The 19573-nt window shown below is 51.5% G+C and carries 17 protein-coding genes; 9 read left to right on the forward strand and 8 right to left on the reverse strand.

Features of this window, described 5'->3' with window-relative positions:
- Positions 1–264: 264 nt before the first annotated feature.
- Positions 265–2415, reverse strand: a complete 2151-nt coding sequence (locus KJY73_RS20420) for a TonB-dependent siderophore receptor (RefSeq protein WP_214345484.1) — start codon at positions 2413–2415, stop codon at positions 265–267.
- Between the two features lie 123 nt (positions 2416–2538).
- Here KJY73_RS20420 and KJY73_RS20425 point away from each other — a divergent pair, with 123 nt between their 5' ends.
- From KJY73_RS20425 to KJY73_RS20435, 3 genes are read left to right on the forward strand one after another with little or no spacing between them, the layout of a single operon-like run.
- The gene (locus tag KJY73_RS20425) at positions 2539–3696 is read left to right on the forward strand and encodes a PepSY-associated TM helix domain-containing protein (RefSeq protein WP_214345486.1); all 1158 of its coding nucleotides are present in this window, start codon (positions 2539–2541) and stop codon (positions 3694–3696) included.
- Positions 3696–4166, forward strand: coding sequence for a hypothetical protein (locus KJY73_RS20430; RefSeq protein WP_214345487.1), 471 nt, complete (start codon positions 3696–3698; stop codon positions 4164–4166). Before KJY73_RS20425 ends, KJY73_RS20430 begins: the two co-directional genes overlap by 1 nt.
- Before the next feature lie 56 nt (positions 4167–4222).
- The gene (locus KJY73_RS20435) at positions 4223–4825 is read left to right on the forward strand and encodes a YiiX/YebB-like N1pC/P60 family cysteine hydrolase (RefSeq protein WP_214345488.1); all 603 of its coding nucleotides are present in this window, start codon (positions 4223–4225) and stop codon (positions 4823–4825) included.
- Positions 4826–4829: 4 nt separating this feature from the next.
- Here the strand turns inward: KJY73_RS20435 and KJY73_RS20440 are convergent, their stop codons facing one another.
- Both KJY73_RS20440 and mpl read right to left on the reverse strand, forming a co-directional pair.
- Positions 4830–5456: a flavin prenyltransferase UbiX gene (locus KJY73_RS20440; protein ID WP_214345489.1), complete on the reverse strand. Its 627-nt coding sequence runs from the start codon at positions 5454–5456 to the stop codon at positions 4830–4832.
- Positions 5446–6804, reverse strand: a complete 1359-nt coding sequence (mpl, locus tag KJY73_RS20445; protein WP_214345513.1) for a UDP-N-acetylmuramate:L-alanyl-gamma-D-glutamyl-meso-diaminopimelate ligase — start codon at positions 6802–6804, stop codon at positions 5446–5448. Before mpl ends, KJY73_RS20440 begins: the two co-directional genes overlap by 11 nt.
- Positions 6805–6996: 192 nt before the next feature.
- Between mpl and KJY73_RS20450 the strand changes: the two genes are divergently transcribed.
- Complete coding sequence (locus KJY73_RS20450) at positions 6997–7968, forward strand: class 1 fructose-bisphosphatase (RefSeq protein ID WP_206593085.1); 972 nt, start codon at positions 6997–6999, stop codon at positions 7966–7968.
- 34 nt (positions 7969–8002) lie between these two features.
- On the opposite strand, the gene KJY73_RS20455 is transcribed toward KJY73_RS20450, so the two are convergent.
- Together KJY73_RS20455 and KJY73_RS20460 are read right to left on the reverse strand one after the other, a co-directional pair.
- The gene (locus tag KJY73_RS20455) at positions 8003–8293 is read right to left on the reverse strand and encodes a YebG family protein (RefSeq protein ID WP_206593086.1); all 291 of its coding nucleotides are present in this window, start codon (positions 8291–8293) and stop codon (positions 8003–8005) included.
- A 174-nt stretch (positions 8294–8467) separates the two neighbouring features.
- The gene (locus tag KJY73_RS20460) at positions 8468–10462 is read right to left on the reverse strand and encodes a sodium-translocating pyrophosphatase (protein ID WP_214345490.1); all 1995 of its coding nucleotides are present in this window, start codon (positions 10460–10462) and stop codon (positions 8468–8470) included.
- A 372-nt stretch (positions 10463–10834) separates the two neighbouring features.
- Between KJY73_RS20460 and ppa the strand changes: the two genes are divergently transcribed.
- The 3 genes from ppa (at position 10835) to KJY73_RS20475 (ending at position 13160) form a co-directional block, all read left to right on the forward strand.
- Entirely contained in the window at positions 10835–11383 is a 549-nt protein-coding gene (gene ppa / locus KJY73_RS20465; RefSeq protein ID WP_206593088.1) for an inorganic diphosphatase, read from the forward strand.
- A gap of 96 nt (positions 11384–11479) precedes the next feature.
- Positions 11480–12697: an MFS transporter gene (locus tag KJY73_RS20470; protein WP_214345491.1), complete on the forward strand. Its 1218-nt coding sequence runs from the start codon at positions 11480–11482 to the stop codon at positions 12695–12697.
- A 4-nt stretch (positions 12698–12701) separates the two neighbouring features.
- Positions 12702–13160, forward strand: a complete 459-nt coding sequence (locus KJY73_RS20475; RefSeq protein WP_214345492.1) for a DUF3299 domain-containing protein — start codon at positions 12702–12704, stop codon at positions 13158–13160.
- Positions 13161–13195: 35 nt separating this feature from the next.
- On the opposite strand, the gene KJY73_RS20480 is transcribed toward KJY73_RS20475, so the two are convergent.
- The 3 genes from KJY73_RS20480 to uvrA form a co-directional block, all read right to left on the reverse strand.
- Positions 13196–13894 carry a 2OG-Fe(II) oxygenase gene (locus KJY73_RS20480; protein ID WP_214345493.1) on the reverse strand — a complete coding sequence of 233 codons (699 nt, stop codon included), beginning with the start codon at positions 13892–13894 and terminating at the stop codon, positions 13196–13198.
- The gene (locus KJY73_RS20485; RefSeq protein WP_214345494.1) at positions 13891–14289 is read right to left on the reverse strand and encodes an acyl-CoA thioesterase; all 399 of its coding nucleotides are present in this window, start codon (positions 14287–14289) and stop codon (positions 13891–13893) included. Before KJY73_RS20485 ends, KJY73_RS20480 begins: the two co-directional genes overlap by 4 nt.
- Positions 14290–14371: 82 nt before the next feature.
- Complete coding sequence (gene uvrA, locus KJY73_RS20490) at positions 14372–17197, reverse strand: excinuclease ABC subunit UvrA (RefSeq protein ID WP_214345495.1); 2826 nt, start codon at positions 17195–17197, stop codon at positions 14372–14374.
- Positions 17198–17436: 239 nt separating this feature from the next.
- Here uvrA and KJY73_RS20495 point away from each other — a divergent pair, with 239 nt between their 5' ends.
- Both KJY73_RS20495 and ssb read left to right on the forward strand, forming a co-directional pair.
- Positions 17437–18789: an MFS transporter gene (locus tag KJY73_RS20495; RefSeq protein WP_214345496.1), complete on the forward strand. Its 1353-nt coding sequence runs from the start codon at positions 17437–17439 to the stop codon at positions 18787–18789.
- A gap of 60 nt (positions 18790–18849) precedes the next feature.
- Positions 18850–19422 carry a single-stranded DNA-binding protein gene (gene ssb, locus KJY73_RS20500; protein WP_214345498.1) on the forward strand — a complete coding sequence of 191 codons (573 nt, stop codon included), beginning with the start codon at positions 18850–18852 and terminating at the stop codon, positions 19420–19422.
- The last annotated feature ends 151 nt before the right edge of the window (positions 19423–19573 follow it).

Genomic DNA, 19573 nt, shown 5'->3' on the forward strand with positions numbered 1-19573 from the left:
GGTTTTTACCCATATGACTTAGAAAGCACAATCTACCAGCGAAATGCGTCAATACCAACGACAAAAGGCGGATAACTGGTGCAATTGGCTGTGCATTAAGCGGTGTTCTGCCAGCGTTGAAATCGGCAAGCGATTTAGTCTTTCGTTTTCTTTCGCTAAACGTTGAAGGACATGGCGAGCCAGTTTCAAAACCGCAATGGAAGGGGAAGGTCGCACAGATTTTGGGGGAAAGCGGGTTCCCCCCAAGACGTGCTCACTTAGCCATCAGAATCGATATTTCAGGTTGGCTGTAATACTGCGCTGTGCGCCATAGAAGCAATCCCCCCTGGCCAGACAAGAGGTTAATACGGTTTTATCTGTCAGGTTGTTGGCATGTATACTAAGACTGTATTTTTCGAAATCATAACCAATCATGGCGTCAAACAGCGTGTAGCTTGGGGTTAGCAAGGGCTCGTTAAGCACCAAACCATTTTGCTCAACATAAGCGCTGCCGTCTGATGTATTACCTACGAAACGTACGCCTGCGCCGAGTTTAAAGCCTTGCCATTGCTCTGGACGCCAGGTTGCCCACAAGGACGCCTGATGATCAGGAGTGGCTGAAATAGTGGCACCCAACTCGCCTAACTTGTGACTTTTGGACACTTCAGCATCTGTATAGGCATAGCTGGCGTAAATATCTAGTTCATCCCAAGCCAATTGCGCTTCCAGCTCTACTCCTGTTACTTCGACTTCACCTTGTTGCACCTGCCCATTGGGATCGATGATGTTGGCTTCATTGCGCTGTTCTGCGGTCAGAGAGGTGGTTCGGTTTTGCTCCTTAATCTGATACAGCGATGCGGTTAGTAAGTGCTCGGTGCCGGCCGGCTGATACTTTAGGCCTGTCTCCCACTGACTGCCCTTTAGCGGTACAAATGCATGACCATAGGCATCATTGCCGAGTAGCGGTGAAAAAGATTCGCTGTAACTGATGTAGGGAGAGATTCCGTTGTCAAACAAATACATCAGTCCCAGGCGACCAGTAGTAGCATACTGATAGTCGGAGTTGCCTGACTGAGGTGAGGTGATGGCTTTGTCACGTCGTAAAGCGGCAGAGACCAACCATTTATCCGCAATTTTCATGTTGTCCTGAACATACAAGCCCAACTGATAGTTCTTGCTAAATGGACCGTCATTTAGTTGGTCTGTGTCTGGCAAATTTGTGACGTTACCGTATTCCGGCGCATATAAATCCAGTGGGCCGCCTCCGCCAGCAATATACAATCGGTCGGCGTCTGTTTTGGCGTGCTGGTAGTCCAGCCCCAAGACAACCTGATGCTCGATGTTGCCTGTGTAAAACCAGCCATGCAGTTGCATATCGCTGGTCACCGAGATGGCGCTGTTATCCGACATGGAGATAGACCGAATGACGGTACGGTTGTCGTCCTGGAATACCGGCGGCCAGGCATACATAGTGCGGTAGTCTGCGTGACTGTCACTGTATCTGGATGCCAGACGTAAGCGCCAGTCCTGATTCAGGTCGTGCTCAATAATGGCGGTGACTGACTGTTGTTCCGTGTCGTAGCGGTCGAATCCAGGCTCTGACACAAAGCGATGACTGGGTATCTGGCCAAACTCGTTATCCAGTAATGTGCCCTGGTGGGGGAAAAACTGGGTACTTGAACCGGATTCATTCTTTTGCCAGTTGCCGAGCAACGTCAGCTTGGTTCGGTCGGTGGCCTGCCAGCTAACCGAGGGGGCGAAGATCAGACTGTTATCGTCGACATAATCGGTTTGTGTATCGCTGTCGCGCCAAACACCAATAACTCTGCCTAGCAACGTTTCGTCATCGGTTAACGAGCCGGTGAAGTCCAAAGCCGCCTGCTTGCGGTTATGGTTACCCATTTGCGCCCAGAATTCCCCTTGTGTTTCGGGCTGGGGGCGTTTACTGACAAGGTTAACGATACCGCCGGTGGAACCTTGACCATAAAGTACGGAAGAGGGGCCCTTGAGTATTTCTATTTGGCTGAGCGAGAACGGATTGAGTCTGACGTTATTGTAGTAACCAAAAATAGCGCGTAAGCCATCGATATATTGAACCGGTGCGGTGGCGCGAATTTGTGCCCAATCACCTCGCGTGTCTACCCCATAAGGACCGTTATACAGACCTGCCACATATCCCATGGCATCCTGAATGGTATAGGCGCCTAAATCATCCAAACGTTCGGGGGTGAGTACTGACACAGACAGCGGCGTTTCAATAATGGGCGTATCAGATTTTGCACCCGTTGCACTGACATAAGAAATCAGACCGCGTTTGCTTTTAACCGTGATGGTTTCGACCTCTTTTTCCCGGCTTGATTGAGGCGCTTCCGCTGCATATAGAAAAGAAGGAAGTGCAGCCATTAATAAGGCCGTTGATAGTCTGTTCAGTTTCATGTGTTGTCCCAGTTATGAAAAGCGCAAACATTCTATTTGAAAATCACTCTCATTTAAACGCTATTGATAGCAATTATCATTTAGTTTAATGTTGCTGGCATAACTTAATCCCGAGACTATGGAATGTTGAAGCTTAGCAACCGCTTCTGGTTTTTTTTACATGGCTGGCTGTCGTTACCAATATGGCTGGTGTTTTGTTTTGTTTGTCTGACCGGCACTATCGCCGTATTCAGCCATGAGCTGACCTGGCTGACTAACTCCGCGGCGCGTGCAAATAATCCAGACAACACACCGGCTCTGTCAGCCGCAGTATTAGTGGAAAAAGTTCAGCAGGCTTACCCAACTGCCGATGTAGGCACTGTGATGGTGTTTGAACCTTATCTGGTCAACGCCGTAGTGTTTACCGACCACGACAAGCCTCAGGCCATTGCCTACGTCAACCAATACAGCGGTGAAATCCAGTCTGTGGAGCAGGGCATTACCTTTATTGGCTTTATGCGGGCACTGCACGGTTGGCTGATGTTCCCCTGGCATGGCTCCTACAGTATTGGCTACTACCTGGTTAGTGGCATGGCGGTGTTGATGCTGGGATCACTGATCACCGGGCTGGTGGTCTACAAACATTTCTGGCGAGCTTTTACCCAGCCTAAAATAAGGACCCAACAGGGCCAGCGCACTTTGCTGGCTGATTTACATCGCCTGGCCGGGATTTGGTCCATCTGGTTTTTATTGGTTATGAGCCTGACCGGCCTTTGGTATCTAGTACAGGCAATCTTCTGGCATGCTGATATCGATATTGAAGCGCATCCGCCGTTAGTGAATGTTGCCCAACTTCCTGCACCAGGCAGTGACGATCTGGCCCGGCCGGTTAGCTTTGCGCAGGCGCTGGAGACGGTTCAGCAGCTTTATCCGGACTTCAAACCCGCGTATTTACACTTGCCTGAACATAACCGTGATATGTATATCCTCAGTGGCGGCGGCGACCATGTGTTTTATGACCAATATGCCTATCAGGCCAGTATTAATCCTTGGACGGGGGAGGTGGCTTCCAGCCGCTCACCTGAACAAATGACAGTGCTGCAAACCCTCACCTACATTGCTGATCCGCTGCATTACGGCACCATTGGCGGCATCTGGACCAAGATAATTTGGTTTGTGTTTGGCTTGGTTCTGACAGGTATGTCTATAACCGGCTTTATGATGTGGGGACGCCGCACTTTTAAAGGCGCTGCCAAAGTGCGTAAGGCCGTGGATATCGATGAACTGGGGGAGACAGCCTGATGGCAAGAGTGCAGAATACCTTTTGGCAACGTAATAAATTTAAACTCAGTGGCTTAATCCTGATATTGCCTTTCTGGTACTTGTATCAGGGGATGTATCCGGTTTTTCCGCCAGCGCTGGAGACCCAGCAACTGGGGCCTTTTGCCGTGGCACCTATGCCCTTTGATCTTAACCCGGCCTATGCGCATCATGATGAATACGTAAAAGACTTCTTGCTGACCTTTGAACAAGGGAATGTGGCCCAGGTTCGTCAGGCTTATCTGAATATTGGCCCACAACCACTGGCACTGGATTCGTTGCAGCAGGGGGAGTCTGGTATTTTGCATGGCAGTCGGCATGGCCAGCATGTGCATGGTATTGCTAAGGCCAGCTTCGATAACAACGACAGAATATGGCTGACCATCGAGGATTGGCAGGGACAGCGCTATCAGGCAGCCTGGGCTTTACCCAGCGAGTTGTTGCAACCCTAGCGGATGGCAAAGAGGCTCGGTAAACTGTGGCCCTTTCGTCAACAAGGAAATGTTAGATGTCGCAGATTGCCATTCCCGCTGAGCAAACCCCACCCGTATCTGATCAAAAACTCGACTATGCGGCTATCCGGCCGCATATGCAGGACGGTGATATTTTGCTGTTTGGTGGTACCAATGCCTTTTCCCGCCTGATTCGCTGGGCTTGTAAGTCTGATTACTCTCATGCGGGTATTGTTGCCTGGTGGGGGGAGCGGTTGATGGTACTGGAAGCCAAAGGCCCTGGCGTGGTGGCCAGTCCTATTTCCGATAACCTTTGTCATTACCCTGGCAATATTGATTATTTCCGGCTGACCCCGGAGCATGCTCTGGACAACGCCGCGCGCAAAAAGATGCTGGATTTTGCTTTGTTGCAGCTCGGCAAAAAATACAACTTCTGGCAGTTGGTGCCGTTCTTTTTCAAGCTGGTGTTTAAGAAGCTGCATAAACATCGGGGCTGGCAAGATCACGATATTGCCAGCAGCTATTTTTGCTCAGAATATGTCTCGGCCATTTACACTAAGGCAGACCGTGATCTGGATATTCTGTATCCCAATCATTTCACCTCGCCACAGGCAATTGGCCAGTCCAAATTACTCGAAAAAGTAGGACGCCTGCGCTGAAGGCTTATTTGCCCGAAGCACCCTGGTAACCCCAGCGGGCCATTAATTGCTGGTCCAGACCTAAGTGGTCGAGAATACGGGCCACCACAAAGTCCACCAGATCGCCAATGGATTGCGGTTGATGATAAAAGCCCGGGCTGGCCGGCATGATGGTGGCGCCAATATTAGACAGCTTAAGCATATTTTCCAGGTGCAGGATGGATAAGGGCATTTCTCTGGGCACCAGAATTAATTGGCCCCTTTCCTTAAGTACCACATCCGCGGCCCGTTCAATCAAATTGTCGCTGGCACCCACAGCAATGGCTGACAAGGTGCCGGTCGAGCAGGGACATACCACCATTTGCTTGGGGGCGGCGGAGCCTGAGGCCACAGGCGAGAACCATTCATCTTTGCCAAATACCCTGATTTGCTCAGGTTGGGCCTGATAGCGCTCAATCAGCCAGGCCGCGGCAGCATCCGGCTTGGCCGGAATCTGCAGGTTTTCTTCGGTGGCCAACACCACTTTGGCGGCCGAAGATATCAGCACAAATACCTGACAATTGGCTTTTACCAGCACGTCCAGCAGGCGCAAGGCATAAGGCGCACCCGAGGCGCCGGTAATAGCCAGAGTAATCTGTCGGTCAAAGGCCATGCTGGTCCTCCAATGCGTTAAGTAGCTTCTGATGCAGACCGCCAAAACCGCCATTACTCATCACCAGAATGTGATCGCCCGGCCTGGCGTCGCGAATGATGGCCGCTTGCAGTGCATTCAGATCGTTGTACACCTGGCTGGGCACGGCGCTGGCCTGACAACTTTGCTGCAACGACCAGCGCAGCCCTTCGGGTTCAAATATAAAGGCGCTGTCTGCTTGTTGCCAGGCATTTGCCAACTGGTCTTTAAAGACACCTTGCTTCATGGTGTTGGAACGGGGTTCCAGCACGGCCAGAATACGGGCCGTGCCAACTTTGGCGCGCAGTCCGGCGATGGTCAGGGCGATGGCGGTAGGGTGATGGGCAAAATCGTCGTATAAGGTGATATCTGCCACCTTGCCTTTGACTTCCATGCGGCGTTTAACGTTTTTAAAACTGTTTAATGCCTCTATGGCTAAAGCAGGTTGTACACCAGCAGGGCGGGCGGCAGCCACCGCCATCAGCGCATTTTGGCGATTGTGTTCGCCTTGCAACTGCCAGTCCACCCGGCCTTGTTTAACGCCACCGAGCAGGATATCGAAGCTACTACCATCGGTTGATACCTCAGCCAGTTGCCATTCTTTGCCGGTGCGCTGAATAGGTGTCCAACAACCCATTTGCAAGCAGTGCTCTACATTTTGGTCTTGAGCTGGAGTAATGACCAGGCCATTGCCCGGCACCATACGCAGCAGGTGATGAAACTGCTTTTGAATTGCCGCCAGGTTGTCGAAGATATCGGCGTGGTCGAATTCCAGGTTGTTGATAATCAGGGTGCGAGGGCGGTAATGAACAAACTTGGAACGCTTGTCGAAAAAGGCACTGTCGTATTCATCTGCCTCTATCACAAAAAAGGGTGAATCGCCCAGGCGAGCGGATATACCAAAGTTTTCCGGTACACCGCCAATCAAGAATCCGGGATTTAGCCCGGCATATTCCAGAACCCAGGCCAGCATACTGGAAGTAGTGGTTTTGCCATGAGTGCCGGACACCGCCAGTACCCAGCGGTCTTTGAGCAGATTCTCCAGCAGCCATTGTGGGCCGCTAGTGTAGGGCAGATTACGGTCCAGTACATATTCCACCGCCGGATTGCCGCGGCTCATGGCATTACCTATTACGACCAAATCCGGCGCCGGTTCCAACTGGGCTGGGTCATAGCCTTGGGTAAGGCTGATGCCCAGTTGTTCAAGCTGGGTACTCATGGGCGGATAAACGTTGGCGTCAGAGCCGGTTACGTGATGGCCGAGCGCTTTAGCCAGTGCAGCGATACCGCCCATAAAGGTGCCGCAAATGCCGAGAATATGTATATGCATAATAAACAGGTCAATTCGAATCTGCGCCAAGCCTATCAGAAAGTTCGACTTTGAATAATACCTGTGGCCCTGCCCGGCGACATCTGTGGTCAAACTGGTTACAATAAAAGAACAAAAATAAAAACAAAGCCCTACGGAGTGATTCCAGGGGCAGTCCCTACATCAATATAAGTTCTCTAAGGTCTGAAGTTTATGAAACGACTCAACACACAATTACAGGAAGACGGTTGTCCCCTCGAGTTGATTCTGCTGATCCGCACCTTGTTGGCGGCGTGCAAGGAAATCTCGTTCCGGGTTAGCCAAGGCGCACTGGCCGGGGTGCTGGGCTCAACCCTGAGTGACAACGTACAGGGTGAGCGGCAGAAAAAGCTGGATGTGATCTCCAACCAGATCCTCAAGGATATCCTCAGCGAGTCAGGTTATGTCAAAGCCATTTCTTCCGAAGAAGAAGACAATGTGATTGGCTGTAACCCAGATGGTAAATACCTGATCAGCTTTGATCCACTGGATGGCTCTTCCAACACCGACATCAACAGCCTAATTGGTACTATTTTCTCTGTGATGCATGCACCGCAATGGATGGAACCTGATGACCCTTCTGCCTTCCTGCAGCCGGGCACGCAACAGGTGGCAGCGGGCTATGTGTTATACGGCCCATCTACCATGCTGGCGATGACCACAGGTCGCGGTACGCATTTATATACCCTGGACAAAACCCACGGTGGCTTCCTGCTGACCCGTAACAATGTGCAGGTACCGAAGGAAACCCAGGAATTTGCTATCAACACCTCTAACCAGCGTCACTGGGAACCTTGCATGCAAGAATACGTGGCTGACCTGCTGGCCGGTGATCAGGGCCCCAGAGGTAAAAATTACAATATGCGCTGGGTAGCGGCGATGGTGGGTGATATTCACCGGGTGCTGTGCCGGGGTGGTATTTTCGCGTACCCCTGGGATAACCGTGAGCCGAACAAGCCAGGTAAGCTGCGTCTGATGTATGAAGCAAACCCTATGGCGTTCCTGATGGAACAAGCTGGTGGCGGCGCATCAACCGGTCGTGGCCGCATTCTGGAAGTGATGCCAACAGATATTCACCAACGCGTACCCGTGCTACTTGGCTCAGCCGACGAAGTACAAGCCTGCGTTAGCTACTATAAAGACTGAGTGGGCAATGCCCACTCCTGTTTAAAGCCGGTGGTTAGGCCTGTTTCTTCTCCAGTCTGACCACCTCGGCTTTTTCTTCTTCCAGCAGGCTGGCCGCTGTGTTGCCCTTCAATAGCCTTGCTACCGCATCTTTGTTCTGCGACAACATAATGGACAGATCTTCCATGACGGACTCTTCCAGCTTAACGCCCTTAGCCTGCATGTAGTCAGCCAGATTGTCGGCAACATCCAACATCTTGTCATAGAGATCCGCTTCTTTCTTGTCTGTTGTCACCAGCTTCTCTACCCCTTTGTGTTCAACCACGTAGCGAATAATTATGGCCATCGTTGTCTCCAGATTGGGAAGTGTTTTAACTAGATTCGGAATTAGGTTAACAATTAACTGTATTTATGTACAGTATTTTGTGAGTAAAATTTTCAGCCTCTGTTAACTGGTGCAAGCTGCAATGTGGTGGGAATAAATCACAAGGGCCGCATAAGCGGCCCTTGTGGCGTTGCATTACAACAGTGGTGCGATAACCAGACTCACAATGGCCATCACGTTGATCAGTATATTCATGGCCGGGCCGGATGTATCTTTGAAAGGGTCGCCCACAGTGTCACCTACCACGACCGCAGCATGCACCGGTGAGCCTTTACCGCCATGATTGCCTTTTTCCACGTACTTTTTAGCGTTGTCCCAGGCACCGCCAGCATTCGCCATCATCAACGCTAAAAGTACGCAGCCAAGCAAAGCGCCGCCTAGCATACCGCCCAAAGCATGGGGGCCGATGCCAAAACCTACCAAAGGGGGCACAGCAACTGCCAGCACACCAGGTAGGATCATTTTCTTCAGGGCTGCGGTGGTGGCGATATCTACGCAACGGGCGGTATCGGGTTTGGCTTCACCTTCCATCAGGCCCTTGATTTCACGGAACTGACGGCGAATTTCATGGATCATCTCAAAGGCGGCATCGCCCACCGCCGTCATGGTAATAGACGCAATCAGGAAAGGCAGAATGCCACCAATAAACATGCCGACCAATACCTCGGGGTTACCCAAATGCAAGGTAAAGCCGGGATAATGGTGGGTCATGGTTTCCACAAAGGCGGCAATTATCGCCAGCGCTGCCAGGGCGGCAGCGCCAATGGCAAAGCCTTTACCTATGGCGGCGGTGGTGTTTCCCAGTTCATCCAGAGAATCGGTAATATCACGGGTTTCTTTGCCAAGGCCGCCCATTTCTGCGATGCCGCCGGCATTATCGGCAACCGGGCCATAGGCATCGATAGCCATGGTGATACCTACGGTGGCCAGCATACCCACAGCAGCAATGCCCACGCCATACAGGCCAGAGAGGCTGGTGGAGATAAAGATGATGGCACTTAAGGTCAGCACAGGGACCACCACGGACTGCATGCCTACCGACAAGCCGGTGATCATCACGGTAGCTGGACCGGTTTCACCGGATTTGGCAATCTTACGCACCGGGGCGGCAGCAGTGTAATACTCGGTGACTAAGCCGATGATAATGCCGCCTACGGCACCTGTTACCACTGAACACCAGACATGGTAGTCAATGCCCACCTGCTGCACCACGAAGTAGGCGGCAACCACAAACAGTACGGCCGCACCAATAGTGCCAGCACGCAGGGCAACATCCGGCTTACTGGCAGACATGGCTTTGACCAGTAAAATGCCCAGCACAGAGCAGAGTAACCCTGTAGATGCCAGGGCCAGGGGCAGGAACATCAGGGATTCGCGGCTGCCCAGATTGCCTAAAACCATAGTGGAGGCAATGGCTATAGTGGCAATCATGGCACCGCAGTAAGACTCAAAGATATCCGAGCCCATGCCTGCTACATCGCCGACGTTGTCACCCACGTTGTCGGCAATTACCCCAGGATTACGTGGGTCGTCTTCGGGAATACCGGCTTCAATTTTACCCACCAGGTCGGCACCCACATCGGCACTCTTAGTGAAAATGCCACCACCGACCCGCGAGAACAGTGCCACACTGGATGCGCCCATACCAAATCCGTGGATAACGTGGGCAGTGGCAGGGTCACCGCCAAACATCCAGTACAGCATACCCAAGCCCAGCAGCCCCATGGACGCTACACAGAGTCCCATAATAGAGCCGCCCATAAAGGCCACAGACAAGGCCGAAGCCGCCCCCTGGTCGTGGGCGGCCTGCGTGGTGCGCACGTTAGCCTTAGTGGCGGTAAACATACCAATATAACCGGCCAAGGCCGAGCACACTGCGCCCACAGTGAAGGCGAGCGCGGTATTTGCGCCCAGTGAGAAATAGAGGGCAATGCCCAGCACCAGAGCAAAGATAAACAGCATTTTATATTCACGGTGCATAAACACCATGGCGCCGAGATGGATTTGGTCAGCAATGGCGGCGATAGCCTCATTGGTGACCGGAATACGTTTAATCAGCAGATAAATGATAAAGGCGAAGGCCAGGCCTACCAGACCTAACACGGGCGGCAAATAGAATAGTTCAGTCATAACTTCCCCAAAATTGAACAGGACATAGCCTGCACAAAGTGCTGGCTATGCAATAGCGGGGCCTGGCTACAACCTCAACAAAGTAGCTAACCCCTTTGTTTTTACTTGGCTTTTTAGCATCAGTCGAAACCACTATAGACGCCAGACAATAGCTTGTCAGCAAGTATTGGTGATTTTTGCCAGAATCAAGGTGAGTAAGGAATCCAAGGTGAAAGGTTGGAAAGCAAGCCGCCTAAGGCAAGTAACGTTAGACCATAGTGGCAATGCATAGCGGCATGAAGGGCGGCTAATATGCCTGCAAACTGTTTATTTGCTGCTTAAAAAACGTATAATCCGCGGCACTTCCCGTTTTGTTTAAATTAAGGACCCATCATGAGTTTGAATGCTGTTCCGGCAGGGAAAAATCTGCCAGAAGAAGTGAATGTAATCATCGAAATTCCTGCCCATGCAGATCCTGTTAAATATGAAGTGGACAAAGAATCCGGCGCGATCTTCGTTGACCGCTTTATGGCAACCTGCATGCATTACCCAACTAACTACGGCTACGTGCCTCACACCCTGTCGGAAGACGGTGACCCGGTAGATGTACTGGTTATCACACCTTTCCCTCTGCTGGCGGGCTCTGTGATTGCATGCCGTCCGGTTGCTGTACTGAAGATGACAGACGAGTCAGGTACGGACGCTAAGGTACTGGCGGTGCCAAAAGACAAGCTGTCCACTATCTACCGTGGTGTGAAGGATATCGAAGATGTGCCAGAACTGCTGCGCAAGCAAATCGAACATTTCTTTGAGCATTACAAAGATCTGGAACCTAACAAGTGGGTGAAAATCGACGGTTGGGACAATGCTGAAGCCGCTAAAGCGGAAATCGTAGCCAGCGTAAAACGCTACGAAGAGACGCCGGACAAGCCAGCGTTCTAAGACGATGATAAAGACATAAATCAGGCCCGCTTTGCTGGCCTTTTTTATGCTGCCAGGGCTACAATTGCCGTCCGTTGTCCAGGCTTTGGGCCACTCATGCCGTCCTTACAAGCAGTCCGCCAGAATCCGCAGTTTTTGCTGTTAGCTATGGCCTTTGTTATGCCGCTGACCTTTTCGGTCTGGAATGCCTTGCTGAATAACTTTGTCATCGACGCTGCACAGTTTAACGGTGCGCAAATTGGCATCTTACAAAGTTTGCGGGAAGTCCCAGGTTTTCTCGCCTTTACCGCCATCTTTATGTTGCTGGTGCTCAAGGAGCAGACCTTTGCACTAATTTCACTGGCGTTGATGTCCATCGGCATCGCACTGACCGGCTGGTTTCCATTCGAGTATGGTTTGTATGCCACTACCGTCTTGATGTCCATCGGCTTCCATTATTTTGAAACCGTCAATCAGTCTTTGACCCTGCAGTGGTTGGATAAACGCCAGACGGCCGAGTTTATGGGGCGTCAGCTAGCGGTAAAAAGTTGCGCGTCGCTTCTGGCTTACGGTGCTATCTGGATGTTAATGGAATGGTGGGGAATTAGCTACAACGCCATGTATATGGTGGCTGGCGGAGCGGGCTTATTGATAGTGTTGGCCCTGTGGTTGGTGTTCCCGCGTTTTTCGCAGCCGTCCACCCAGCATAAGCAACTGGTGCTGCGTCGTCGTTACTGGCTGTATTATGGTTTGACGTTTTTTAGTGGTGCGCGCCGACAGATCTTCGTGGTATTTGCTGCCTTTATGATGGTGGAGAAGTTTGGCTACAGTGTCGGCGAGATAAGCCTACTGTTTATGCTGAATTATGTGTTCAATTTGCTGTTTGCCCCGAGCATAGGCCGCTTTATCGCGCGGGTAGGTGAAAGACGTGCGCTGGTGGTTGAATATGTCGGGCTGATTCTACTGTTTATAAGCTATGGTTTGGTTGAAACAGCCTGGCTGGGCGCCACGCTCTATGTTATTGACCATTTGCTGTTTGCCATGGCCATTGCTATGAAAACTTATTTTCAGAAGATTGCCGATCCGCGGGATATCGCCTCTACATCGGGAGTCAGTTTTACCATTAACCATATTGCGGCGGTGGTGATACCCGCGTTGCTGGGCATAGTATGGCTAGTATCCCCCAGTATGGTGTTTTTTGTCGGCGCGGGCTTTGCCTGTTGCTCATTGTTATTGTCGTTAAATATTCCGGCCCTACCCATGCCGGGAAATGAAGTACGCAAGAATCCGTTTGGCTGGGCTAACCAGCCGGACATGGCCGTTGAAAAGGTGTGAAGTGATGAGAAAACTGCTGGTTATCTTAGGTTTGTTGCCCATGTTGGCGATGGCAGAGGCCAAAGACCTGTATTGGGAAGATATGGTGCCTAAAGGTTATGTGGCCCCTGATCAGAATATCAGCCACGACGGCGACAGCATGGCACAGATAAATCTGGACGCCCCGGTAGTGCAGGAATTGGACGGTCAGCAGGTACGTATTCCTGGCTTTGTGGTGCCGTTGGAAGGGGACGATGAAAAGCTCACAGAATTCCTGCTGGTGCCTTACTTCGGCGCTTGTATCCATGTGCCGCCACCACCGCCGAACCAGATTGTGTATGTAAAATTTGAAAAAGGCACACCAGTTGAGAGCCTGTACGATGCAGTGTGGATAACTGGCACCCTGTCAACTAAGGGCTGGAGTGGTGATATAGCCACGGTTGGCTATAGCCTGCAGGGCGTTAAAGTCGAACCTTACGAATAAGTCTTTATCTGGTTTGTACTGGCGGTTGAGATTGTTCAGCCGCCGGTATAGATAAGCTCGGCGCGATTGAATAGCACCCAGGACGTCAGAATATATTTGTCGTTGCTGCGCGGTATCTGTCCCCTGTGGGTATGAGTAAAATACGCCGGAGCAATCACCATTCTGCCCGCCTTGGGCCGTATTGACAGATCCTGATAATAAAAATCCGTCTCTCCGCCTTCCTCAACGTCGTTCAGATAAAACATAAACAGCAAAATCCGATGCAGCGCATCGTTGTCACCCGACTGCGGATACACTTCGGAATGCCAGTAAGGATAGCCTCCTCGCTCAACCGGGTATTTTTGCGCGTTGATATCACCCAAATGAAACAAGTACTGCACCAGATTAGCCAGATTAGGGCGACCGACCTCGTTAAAGTTGTCGGCGGTCAGTTTGACCGGCTCACCGGTTTGCGGATGGCGAACGGTCAGGCCGATGGGGCCAATCAGGGCAAAGAAGTACTTGGCGAAGTAGGCCATCACATGTCTGCTGGTGGCTTCCAGTACCTGTGGCAATAACACCGAAAACTCACTATGACTGGTGATGGAAACGTCTTCACTGACTTTTTTGCTGGTGTCTACGCCACCACCGGTGCGCCCGGCGCTACGGTGAGGGCTATTGTTTATCTGTTTGACCAGTGCCTGACACAGCTCGGTGGGCAGCGCATGGTCGATAACTTCAATAAACTGACTCATACCGGCTCTACCAGCAGAGCCTGCAGTTGTGTTCGGACCGCGTCAGGAATAGCGGCAGAGGCCTGCGTGGCATAATCAAAATGCACCATAGTGGTCTGCCCTGATGCACAGCGCTGGCCGTCCTGCCAGACTTCCTGGTAGACCACAAAAGAGCTGTTACCGATGCGGCTGATACCAGTTTTTAAGGTAACCGCTTTACCGTAAAAGATCTGCTTAAGAAAATCGATTTTGTAACTGGCCAGGATGAGTGGCCAGTTTGCTAAATCCAGCTCGGGAGTGAAGATGCGGAAGATAGGTTCGCGGGCGGCTTCAAACCAACCGGCCAGCACCGTATTGCTGACATGACGCAGGGCGTCGGTTTCGTAAAAGCGTACTTCAAAGTCCTGGCTTAACATCTTTTCTCCCTTGCATTGGCAGGGCGGCGACTTGTTGTCAAAATCGGCCCTGCAGATTGGTTCTGGAAGGTAATGCTGTTTGTTACCCCAGCATAGGTTTAAGGAAACGACCAGTATGCGACACCGGCGAGTCTGCTACTTGCTCAGGCGTACCCTGGGCAATAATCTGTCCGCCGCCGCTGCCACCTTCCGGGCCAAGATCCACAATCCAGTCTGCGGTCTTAATCACATCCAGATTGTGCTCTATAACCACTACTGTGTTGCCATGGTCGCGCAAGCGGTGCAGAACCTGCAACAGTTGCTTGATATCGTGGAAGTGCAGACCGGTAGTGGGTTCATCCAAAATATACAGGGTTTTGCCGGTATCCCGTTTGGAAAGCTCCTTGGCCAGTTTAACCCTCTGTGCTTCACCACCGGATAAGGTGGTGGCACTTTGACCCAGACGGATATAAGACAAGCCCACATCCATCAGGGTTTGCAGCTTTCTAGCCAGTGCCGGAATGGCATCGAAAAACTCACGGGCATCTTCCACCGTCATATCCAGTATTTCCTGGATGTTTTTGTTTTTATATTTGACTTCCAGGGTTTCACGGTTGTAGCGCTTGCCCTTACAGACATCACAAGGCACGTAAATGTCTGGTAAAAAGTGCATTTCCACTTTGATGACGCCATCGCCCTGACAAGCTTCGCAGCGTCCGCCTTTAACGTTAAAGCTGAAACGCCCAGGTTTGTAGCCACGGGAGCGGGCTTCCTGAGTACCGGAAAACAGCTCACGAATAGGGGTGAAAAGTCCGGCATAAGTGGCGGGGTTAGAGCGAGGTGTGCGACCTATTGGGCTCTGGTCGATATCCACGACCTTGTCCAGATGCTCCATACCGCGCACAGCTTGGTAGGGGGAAGGCTCACCCACAGTAGCGCCGTTCAGTTCTTTATGGGCGATGACATACAAGGTGTCGTTAATCAGAGTAGATTTACCCGAGCCGGACACGCCGGTAACGCAGGTCATCAAACCTATGGGTAAGCGCAGGTTTACTTCTTTGAGGTTATTGCCGGTGGCGCCATCCAGTTCCAGCCACAGGTTATCCGGGTTTTCGTTGCGGGTGGCAGGAACTTCAATTCTCTCCCTTCCTGAAAGATATTTCCCGGTAAGTGAATGCTCGCTTTGTTTTATGTCTTCCAGGCTACCTTCGGCAACAATTTCGCCGCCGTGTACACCGGCACCTGGACCGATATCCAGAATATAGTCGGCCTCACGAATGGCATCTTCGTCGTGTTCTACCACAATAACGGTATTGCCCAGATCGCGCAGGTGGATCAGGGTGCTGAGCAGACGTTCATTGTCGCGCTGATGCAGACCGATGCTCGGCTCGTCGAGTACATACATCACTCCCACCAAGCCTGCGCCAATCTGGCTGGCCAGACGAATACGCTGGGCCTCACCGCCGGACAGGGTATCTGCACTGCGTGACATGGACAGATAATTTAAGCCCACATTGACCAGAAAGTTCAGACGGTCACGGATTTCTTTCAGAATTTTTTCGGCAATCTGCGCCCGCTTGCCTGTCAGGGACAGGCTTTCGAAAAACGCCAGGGCCTCGGCGATGGACATGTCGGTCACTGTAGGCAGGCGGGTTTCGTTGATAAAGACGTTTCGCGCTTCTAATCGCAAACGGGTGCCACCACAGCTGCCACAAGGTTGCTGGCTGAGGTATTTGGCCAGCTCTTCGCGCACTGCATTAGACTCGGTTTCACGATAGCGACGTTCCATATTGGGCAAGATCCCTTCGAAGGGGTGCTTGCGTTCCATTACATCGCCACGGTCGTTGATATAACGAAACTTAATGGAGGTGCCCTTGCTACCGTTTAGCACCACATCACGAGCCTTGGCGTCCAGCTCATTAAAGGGCTTGGTCAGATCGAACTGATAATGCTCTGCTACCGCTTGAAGCATCTGGAAATAGTAATAGCTGCGTTTATCCCAGCCGCGAATGGCCCCCCCTGCCAGGCTCAGCTCCTCGTTAACTATTACCTTACCGGCATCAAAAAACTGGCGGGTGCCCAGGCCGTCACAGGTCTGACAGGCTCCGGCCGGGTTATTGAAGGAGAACAGTCGTGGTTCCAGCTCTGCCATACTGTAGCCACAGTGGGGGCAGGCAAAGTTGGCAGAAAAAACAATTTCTTGTTTGTTGGGCTCATCCATCCAGGCGATCTTGGCGGTACCACCGGATAGACCCAGAGCGGTTTCAAAGGACTCTGCCAGCCGCAGCTGCAGGTCGTCACGTACCTTGAATCTGTCTACCACCACTTCGATAGTGTGCTTTTTATGCAGGTCCAGGGTCGGCGGATCAGATAAATCACAGATTTCGCCATCAATACGGGCGCGAATAAATCCCTGTGCGGCCAGATTCTCCAGGGTCTTAATATGTTCACCCTTACGTTCCTGTACTACAGGGGCCAGCAACATAAGCTTGGCGCCTTCTTCCATGCTCAGCACTTTGTCGACCATCTGACTGATGGTCTGAGCATCCAAGGGCACATTATGATCTGGACAGCGCGGCTCGCCGACTCGGGCAAATAACAAGCGCAGATAGTCATAGATTTCGGTGATAGTACCCACAGTGGAGCGTGGGTTATGTGAGGTGGATTTCTGTTCTATGGAAATGGCCGGTGACAACCCCTCAATATGATCCACATCGGGTTTTTCCATCATCGACAAGAATTGACGCGCATATGCCGACAGGGATTCTACGTAACGGCGCTGACCTTCCGCGTATAAGGTGTCGAATGCCAACGACGATTTACCTGAGCCGGACAGACCGGTGATCACAATCAGCTTATCCCTGGGCAGGGTTACACTGATGTTCTTAAGGTTATGAGTGCGCGCGCCACGTACTTCTATTTTGTCCACAAAAACCACACCTGAGCAGGGGAAAGAAAACCCCTAGTATTGCATAACAGCCGTGTCGGAAACGAACAAAATTATTGCTGAATTGACTGGGAAGCCCTGAAACCAGCGAGGAAATACTTGCTGTGGGGGAATTCAGTAATTTCGTTCAGCCTCGGGGGCTGGCTGTGCTACACTGCGCGGCCGAGTTGGAACCGCTGGTGGTTCCGGAATGAAAACCCGTTAGAAAACACCGATCTGCTGTGAATAATACCGAATTGCGTGGGGCCTTCTCTCTGGCCACCGTTTATGTGTTACGTATGCTGGGCCTGTTTATGGTGATGCCGGTATTGGCCGTATTGGCGGTCAGCTACCCGGATTATTCCCCTTTATTGGTTGGATTGGCTATCGGTGGTTATGGTCTAACCCAGGCGCTGTTGCAAATTCCTATGGGCCTGCTGTCTGATCGACTGGGACGTAAGCCTGTAATTGTGCTGGGATTAAGCTGCTTTGCGTTGGGCAGCCTGGTGGCCGCACAGGCAGAAACCCTGCAATGGGTAGTGATAGGCAGAATTCTACAAGGTGCTGGTGCGGTAGCTGGTGCGGTGATGGCGCTGGCTGGTGATATCAGCCGTGAAAATCAGCGCCCTAAAGTCATGGCCATTATCGGCATTGCCATTGGCTTTTCTTTTTATCTGGCGCTGTTGCTGGGCCCATTGCTGGCTGAAAAATTCGGTCTGCCAGGAGTGTTCTGGTTTACCGCAGTGGCAGCTATCGCTTGTATTCCATTGGTCTTGTTTGTCGTGCCAAGCGCACAGAATCTGTCTCCCAGTGGGGATACCTTACCCAAACTTAGCGATGTGGGTAGTTTGCTTGCGGACAAATCCTTACTGCGATTGAATGTCAGTGTGGCGTTGTTGCACTTGCTGATGACCCTGATGTTTGTCAATCTACCCAAACGTTTGTTGGAGCTGGACTGGCCGCTCGAAGACCACTGGATGTTGTACCTGCCGGTACTGCTGTTGTCTGTGTTGGCCATGGCAGTGTTGATGCGCTTCGGTAAACAGGGCAAGCAAGGTCGAGTAATTAATCTAAGTATTGTGCTACTTGGGGTTAGTCTGGCGGCCATGGCCTGGTTGCAGGCGCCGCTGGTGGCCCTGTTGCTGTTTTGTTGGCTGTTCTTTACCGGGTTTAATTATCTGGAGGCCAATTTGCCGGCTATGGTGTCAAGCTTGGCGCCAGCAGGTAAAAAAGGCTCGGCCATGGGCGCGTATGCGAGTTTTCAGTTCTTCGGGGCCTTTGTCGGTGGGGCCTTGTCGGGGCTGTTAAATCAATATGCCAATGAACAATTCAGTTATATGCTGGCAGCGTTATTATGCCTTGGTTGGCTGGGACTGATTCGTGGCATAGGTGGTGGTAGTATCCATTTAAAACGTTATTCTTTGAGCCTGAACAGCGAGGCGATGTCTGTTCAGGACAGTCTGGCGCTGGTTAGCCGCATGGCAGGAGTCAGAGATATTACCTTGGTTGAGGCTGAGCAAGTCCTGTATCTCAAAGTGGACAGCCGTGAATTCAATCTGCAGCAAGCCCGGCAGCAACTGGGTATTATAAGTTAAACTTCATACTAAAGTGACGCTGTGGCCAATTTGCCGAAACAGCGATTAAGAGGAGCAATTATGGCGAGCAAAGGCGTCAACAAAGTCATTCTGGTGGGTAATCTGGGCCAAGATCCAGAAGTGCGTTATATGCCTAACGGTAATGCGGTAGCTAACCTTACTCTGGCGACATCCGAAAGCTGGAAAGATCAGAGTGGTCAGATTCAGGAACGCACTGAATGGCACCGTATTACCATGTATCGTCGCCTGGCCGAAGTAGCTGGTGAATATCTGCGTAAAGGCAGCCAGGTTTATGTAGAAGGTAAACTGCAAACTCGTAAGTGGCAGGACCAAAGCGGTCAGGATCGCTACACCACAGAAATCATCGCAGATCAGATGCAAATGTTGGGTAGCCGTGCTGGTGGTCAGGAAGGTGGTGGCCAGTATCAGCCTCGCCAGTCTCAACCACAACCGCAGGCTGGTGGTCAGAGCCCAAACTATGCTCAGCCGCCTCAGCAAAACCAATACCAGGGTAATCAGTATCAGCAAAATGCTAATCAGGGCCGTGGTCAGCAAAACCCACCTGCCCAGCAACCGTCCAGCAGCTCAATGCCTGAGCCGGACTTTGACTTCGATGACGATATCCCGTTCTGATTAGAAGAGGCCTCCGATGAGGCCTTTTTTATTGTCAGTCTTAAACCACCTCCTATGGAGGTGGTGATCGTCCAGTCGGGGCTGTGCCCGTAGAGTGCTCATGCTAGATACTGACTTTTGTTTGTTACCAGCAAATAAAAGGAGTAAATAG

Origin of the sequence: Bowmanella yangjiangensis, from assembly GCF_018531185.1 — a bacterium.
Classification (GTDB): Bacteria; Pseudomonadota; Gammaproteobacteria; order Enterobacterales; family Alteromonadaceae; genus Bowmanella; species Bowmanella yangjiangensis.

What these genes read in the sequence shown, in the direction of transcription:
- KJY73_RS20420 (WP_214345484.1), bottom strand. Translation starts at nt 2,415, where the DNA reads ATGAAACTGAACAGACTATCAACGGCCTTATTAATGGCTGCACTTCCT.
- KJY73_RS20425 (WP_214345486.1), top strand. Translation starts at nt 2,539, where the DNA reads ATGTTGAAGCTTAGCAACCGCTTCTGGTTTTTTTTACATGGCTGGCTG.
- KJY73_RS20430 (WP_214345487.1), top strand. Translation starts at nt 3,696, where the DNA reads ATGGCAAGAGTGCAGAATACCTTTTGGCAACGTAATAAATTTAAACTC.
- KJY73_RS20435 (WP_214345488.1), top strand. Translation starts at nt 4,223, where the DNA reads ATGTCGCAGATTGCCATTCCCGCTGAGCAAACCCCACCCGTATCTGAT.
- KJY73_RS20440 (WP_214345489.1), bottom strand. Translation starts at nt 5,456, where the DNA reads ATGGCCTTTGACCGACAGATTACTCTGGCTATTACCGGCGCCTCGGGT.
- mpl (WP_214345513.1), bottom strand. Translation starts at nt 6,804, where the DNA reads ATGCATATACATATTCTCGGCATTTGCGGCACCTTTATGGGCGGTATC.
- KJY73_RS20450 (WP_206593085.1), top strand. Translation starts at nt 6,997, where the DNA reads ATGAAACGACTCAACACACAATTACAGGAAGACGGTTGTCCCCTCGAG.
- KJY73_RS20455 (WP_206593086.1), bottom strand. Translation starts at nt 8,293, where the DNA reads ATGGCCATAATTATTCGCTACGTGGTTGAACACAAAGGGGTAGAGAAG.
- KJY73_RS20460 (WP_214345490.1), bottom strand. Translation starts at nt 10,462, where the DNA reads ATGACTGAACTATTCTATTTGCCGCCCGTGTTAGGTCTGGTAGGCCTG.
- ppa (WP_206593088.1), top strand. Translation starts at nt 10,835, where the DNA reads ATGAGTTTGAATGCTGTTCCGGCAGGGAAAAATCTGCCAGAAGAAGTG.
- KJY73_RS20470 (WP_214345491.1), top strand. Translation starts at nt 11,480, where the DNA reads ATGCCGTCCTTACAAGCAGTCCGCCAGAATCCGCAGTTTTTGCTGTTA.
- KJY73_RS20475 (WP_214345492.1), top strand. Translation starts at nt 12,702, where the DNA reads ATGAGAAAACTGCTGGTTATCTTAGGTTTGTTGCCCATGTTGGCGATG.
- KJY73_RS20480 (WP_214345493.1), bottom strand. Translation starts at nt 13,894, where the DNA reads ATGAGTCAGTTTATTGAAGTTATCGACCATGCGCTGCCCACCGAGCTG.
- KJY73_RS20485 (WP_214345494.1), bottom strand. Translation starts at nt 14,289, where the DNA reads ATGTTAAGCCAGGACTTTGAAGTACGCTTTTACGAAACCGACGCCCTG.
- ssb (WP_214345498.1), top strand. Translation starts at nt 18,850, where the DNA reads ATGGCGAGCAAAGGCGTCAACAAAGTCATTCTGGTGGGTAATCTGGGC.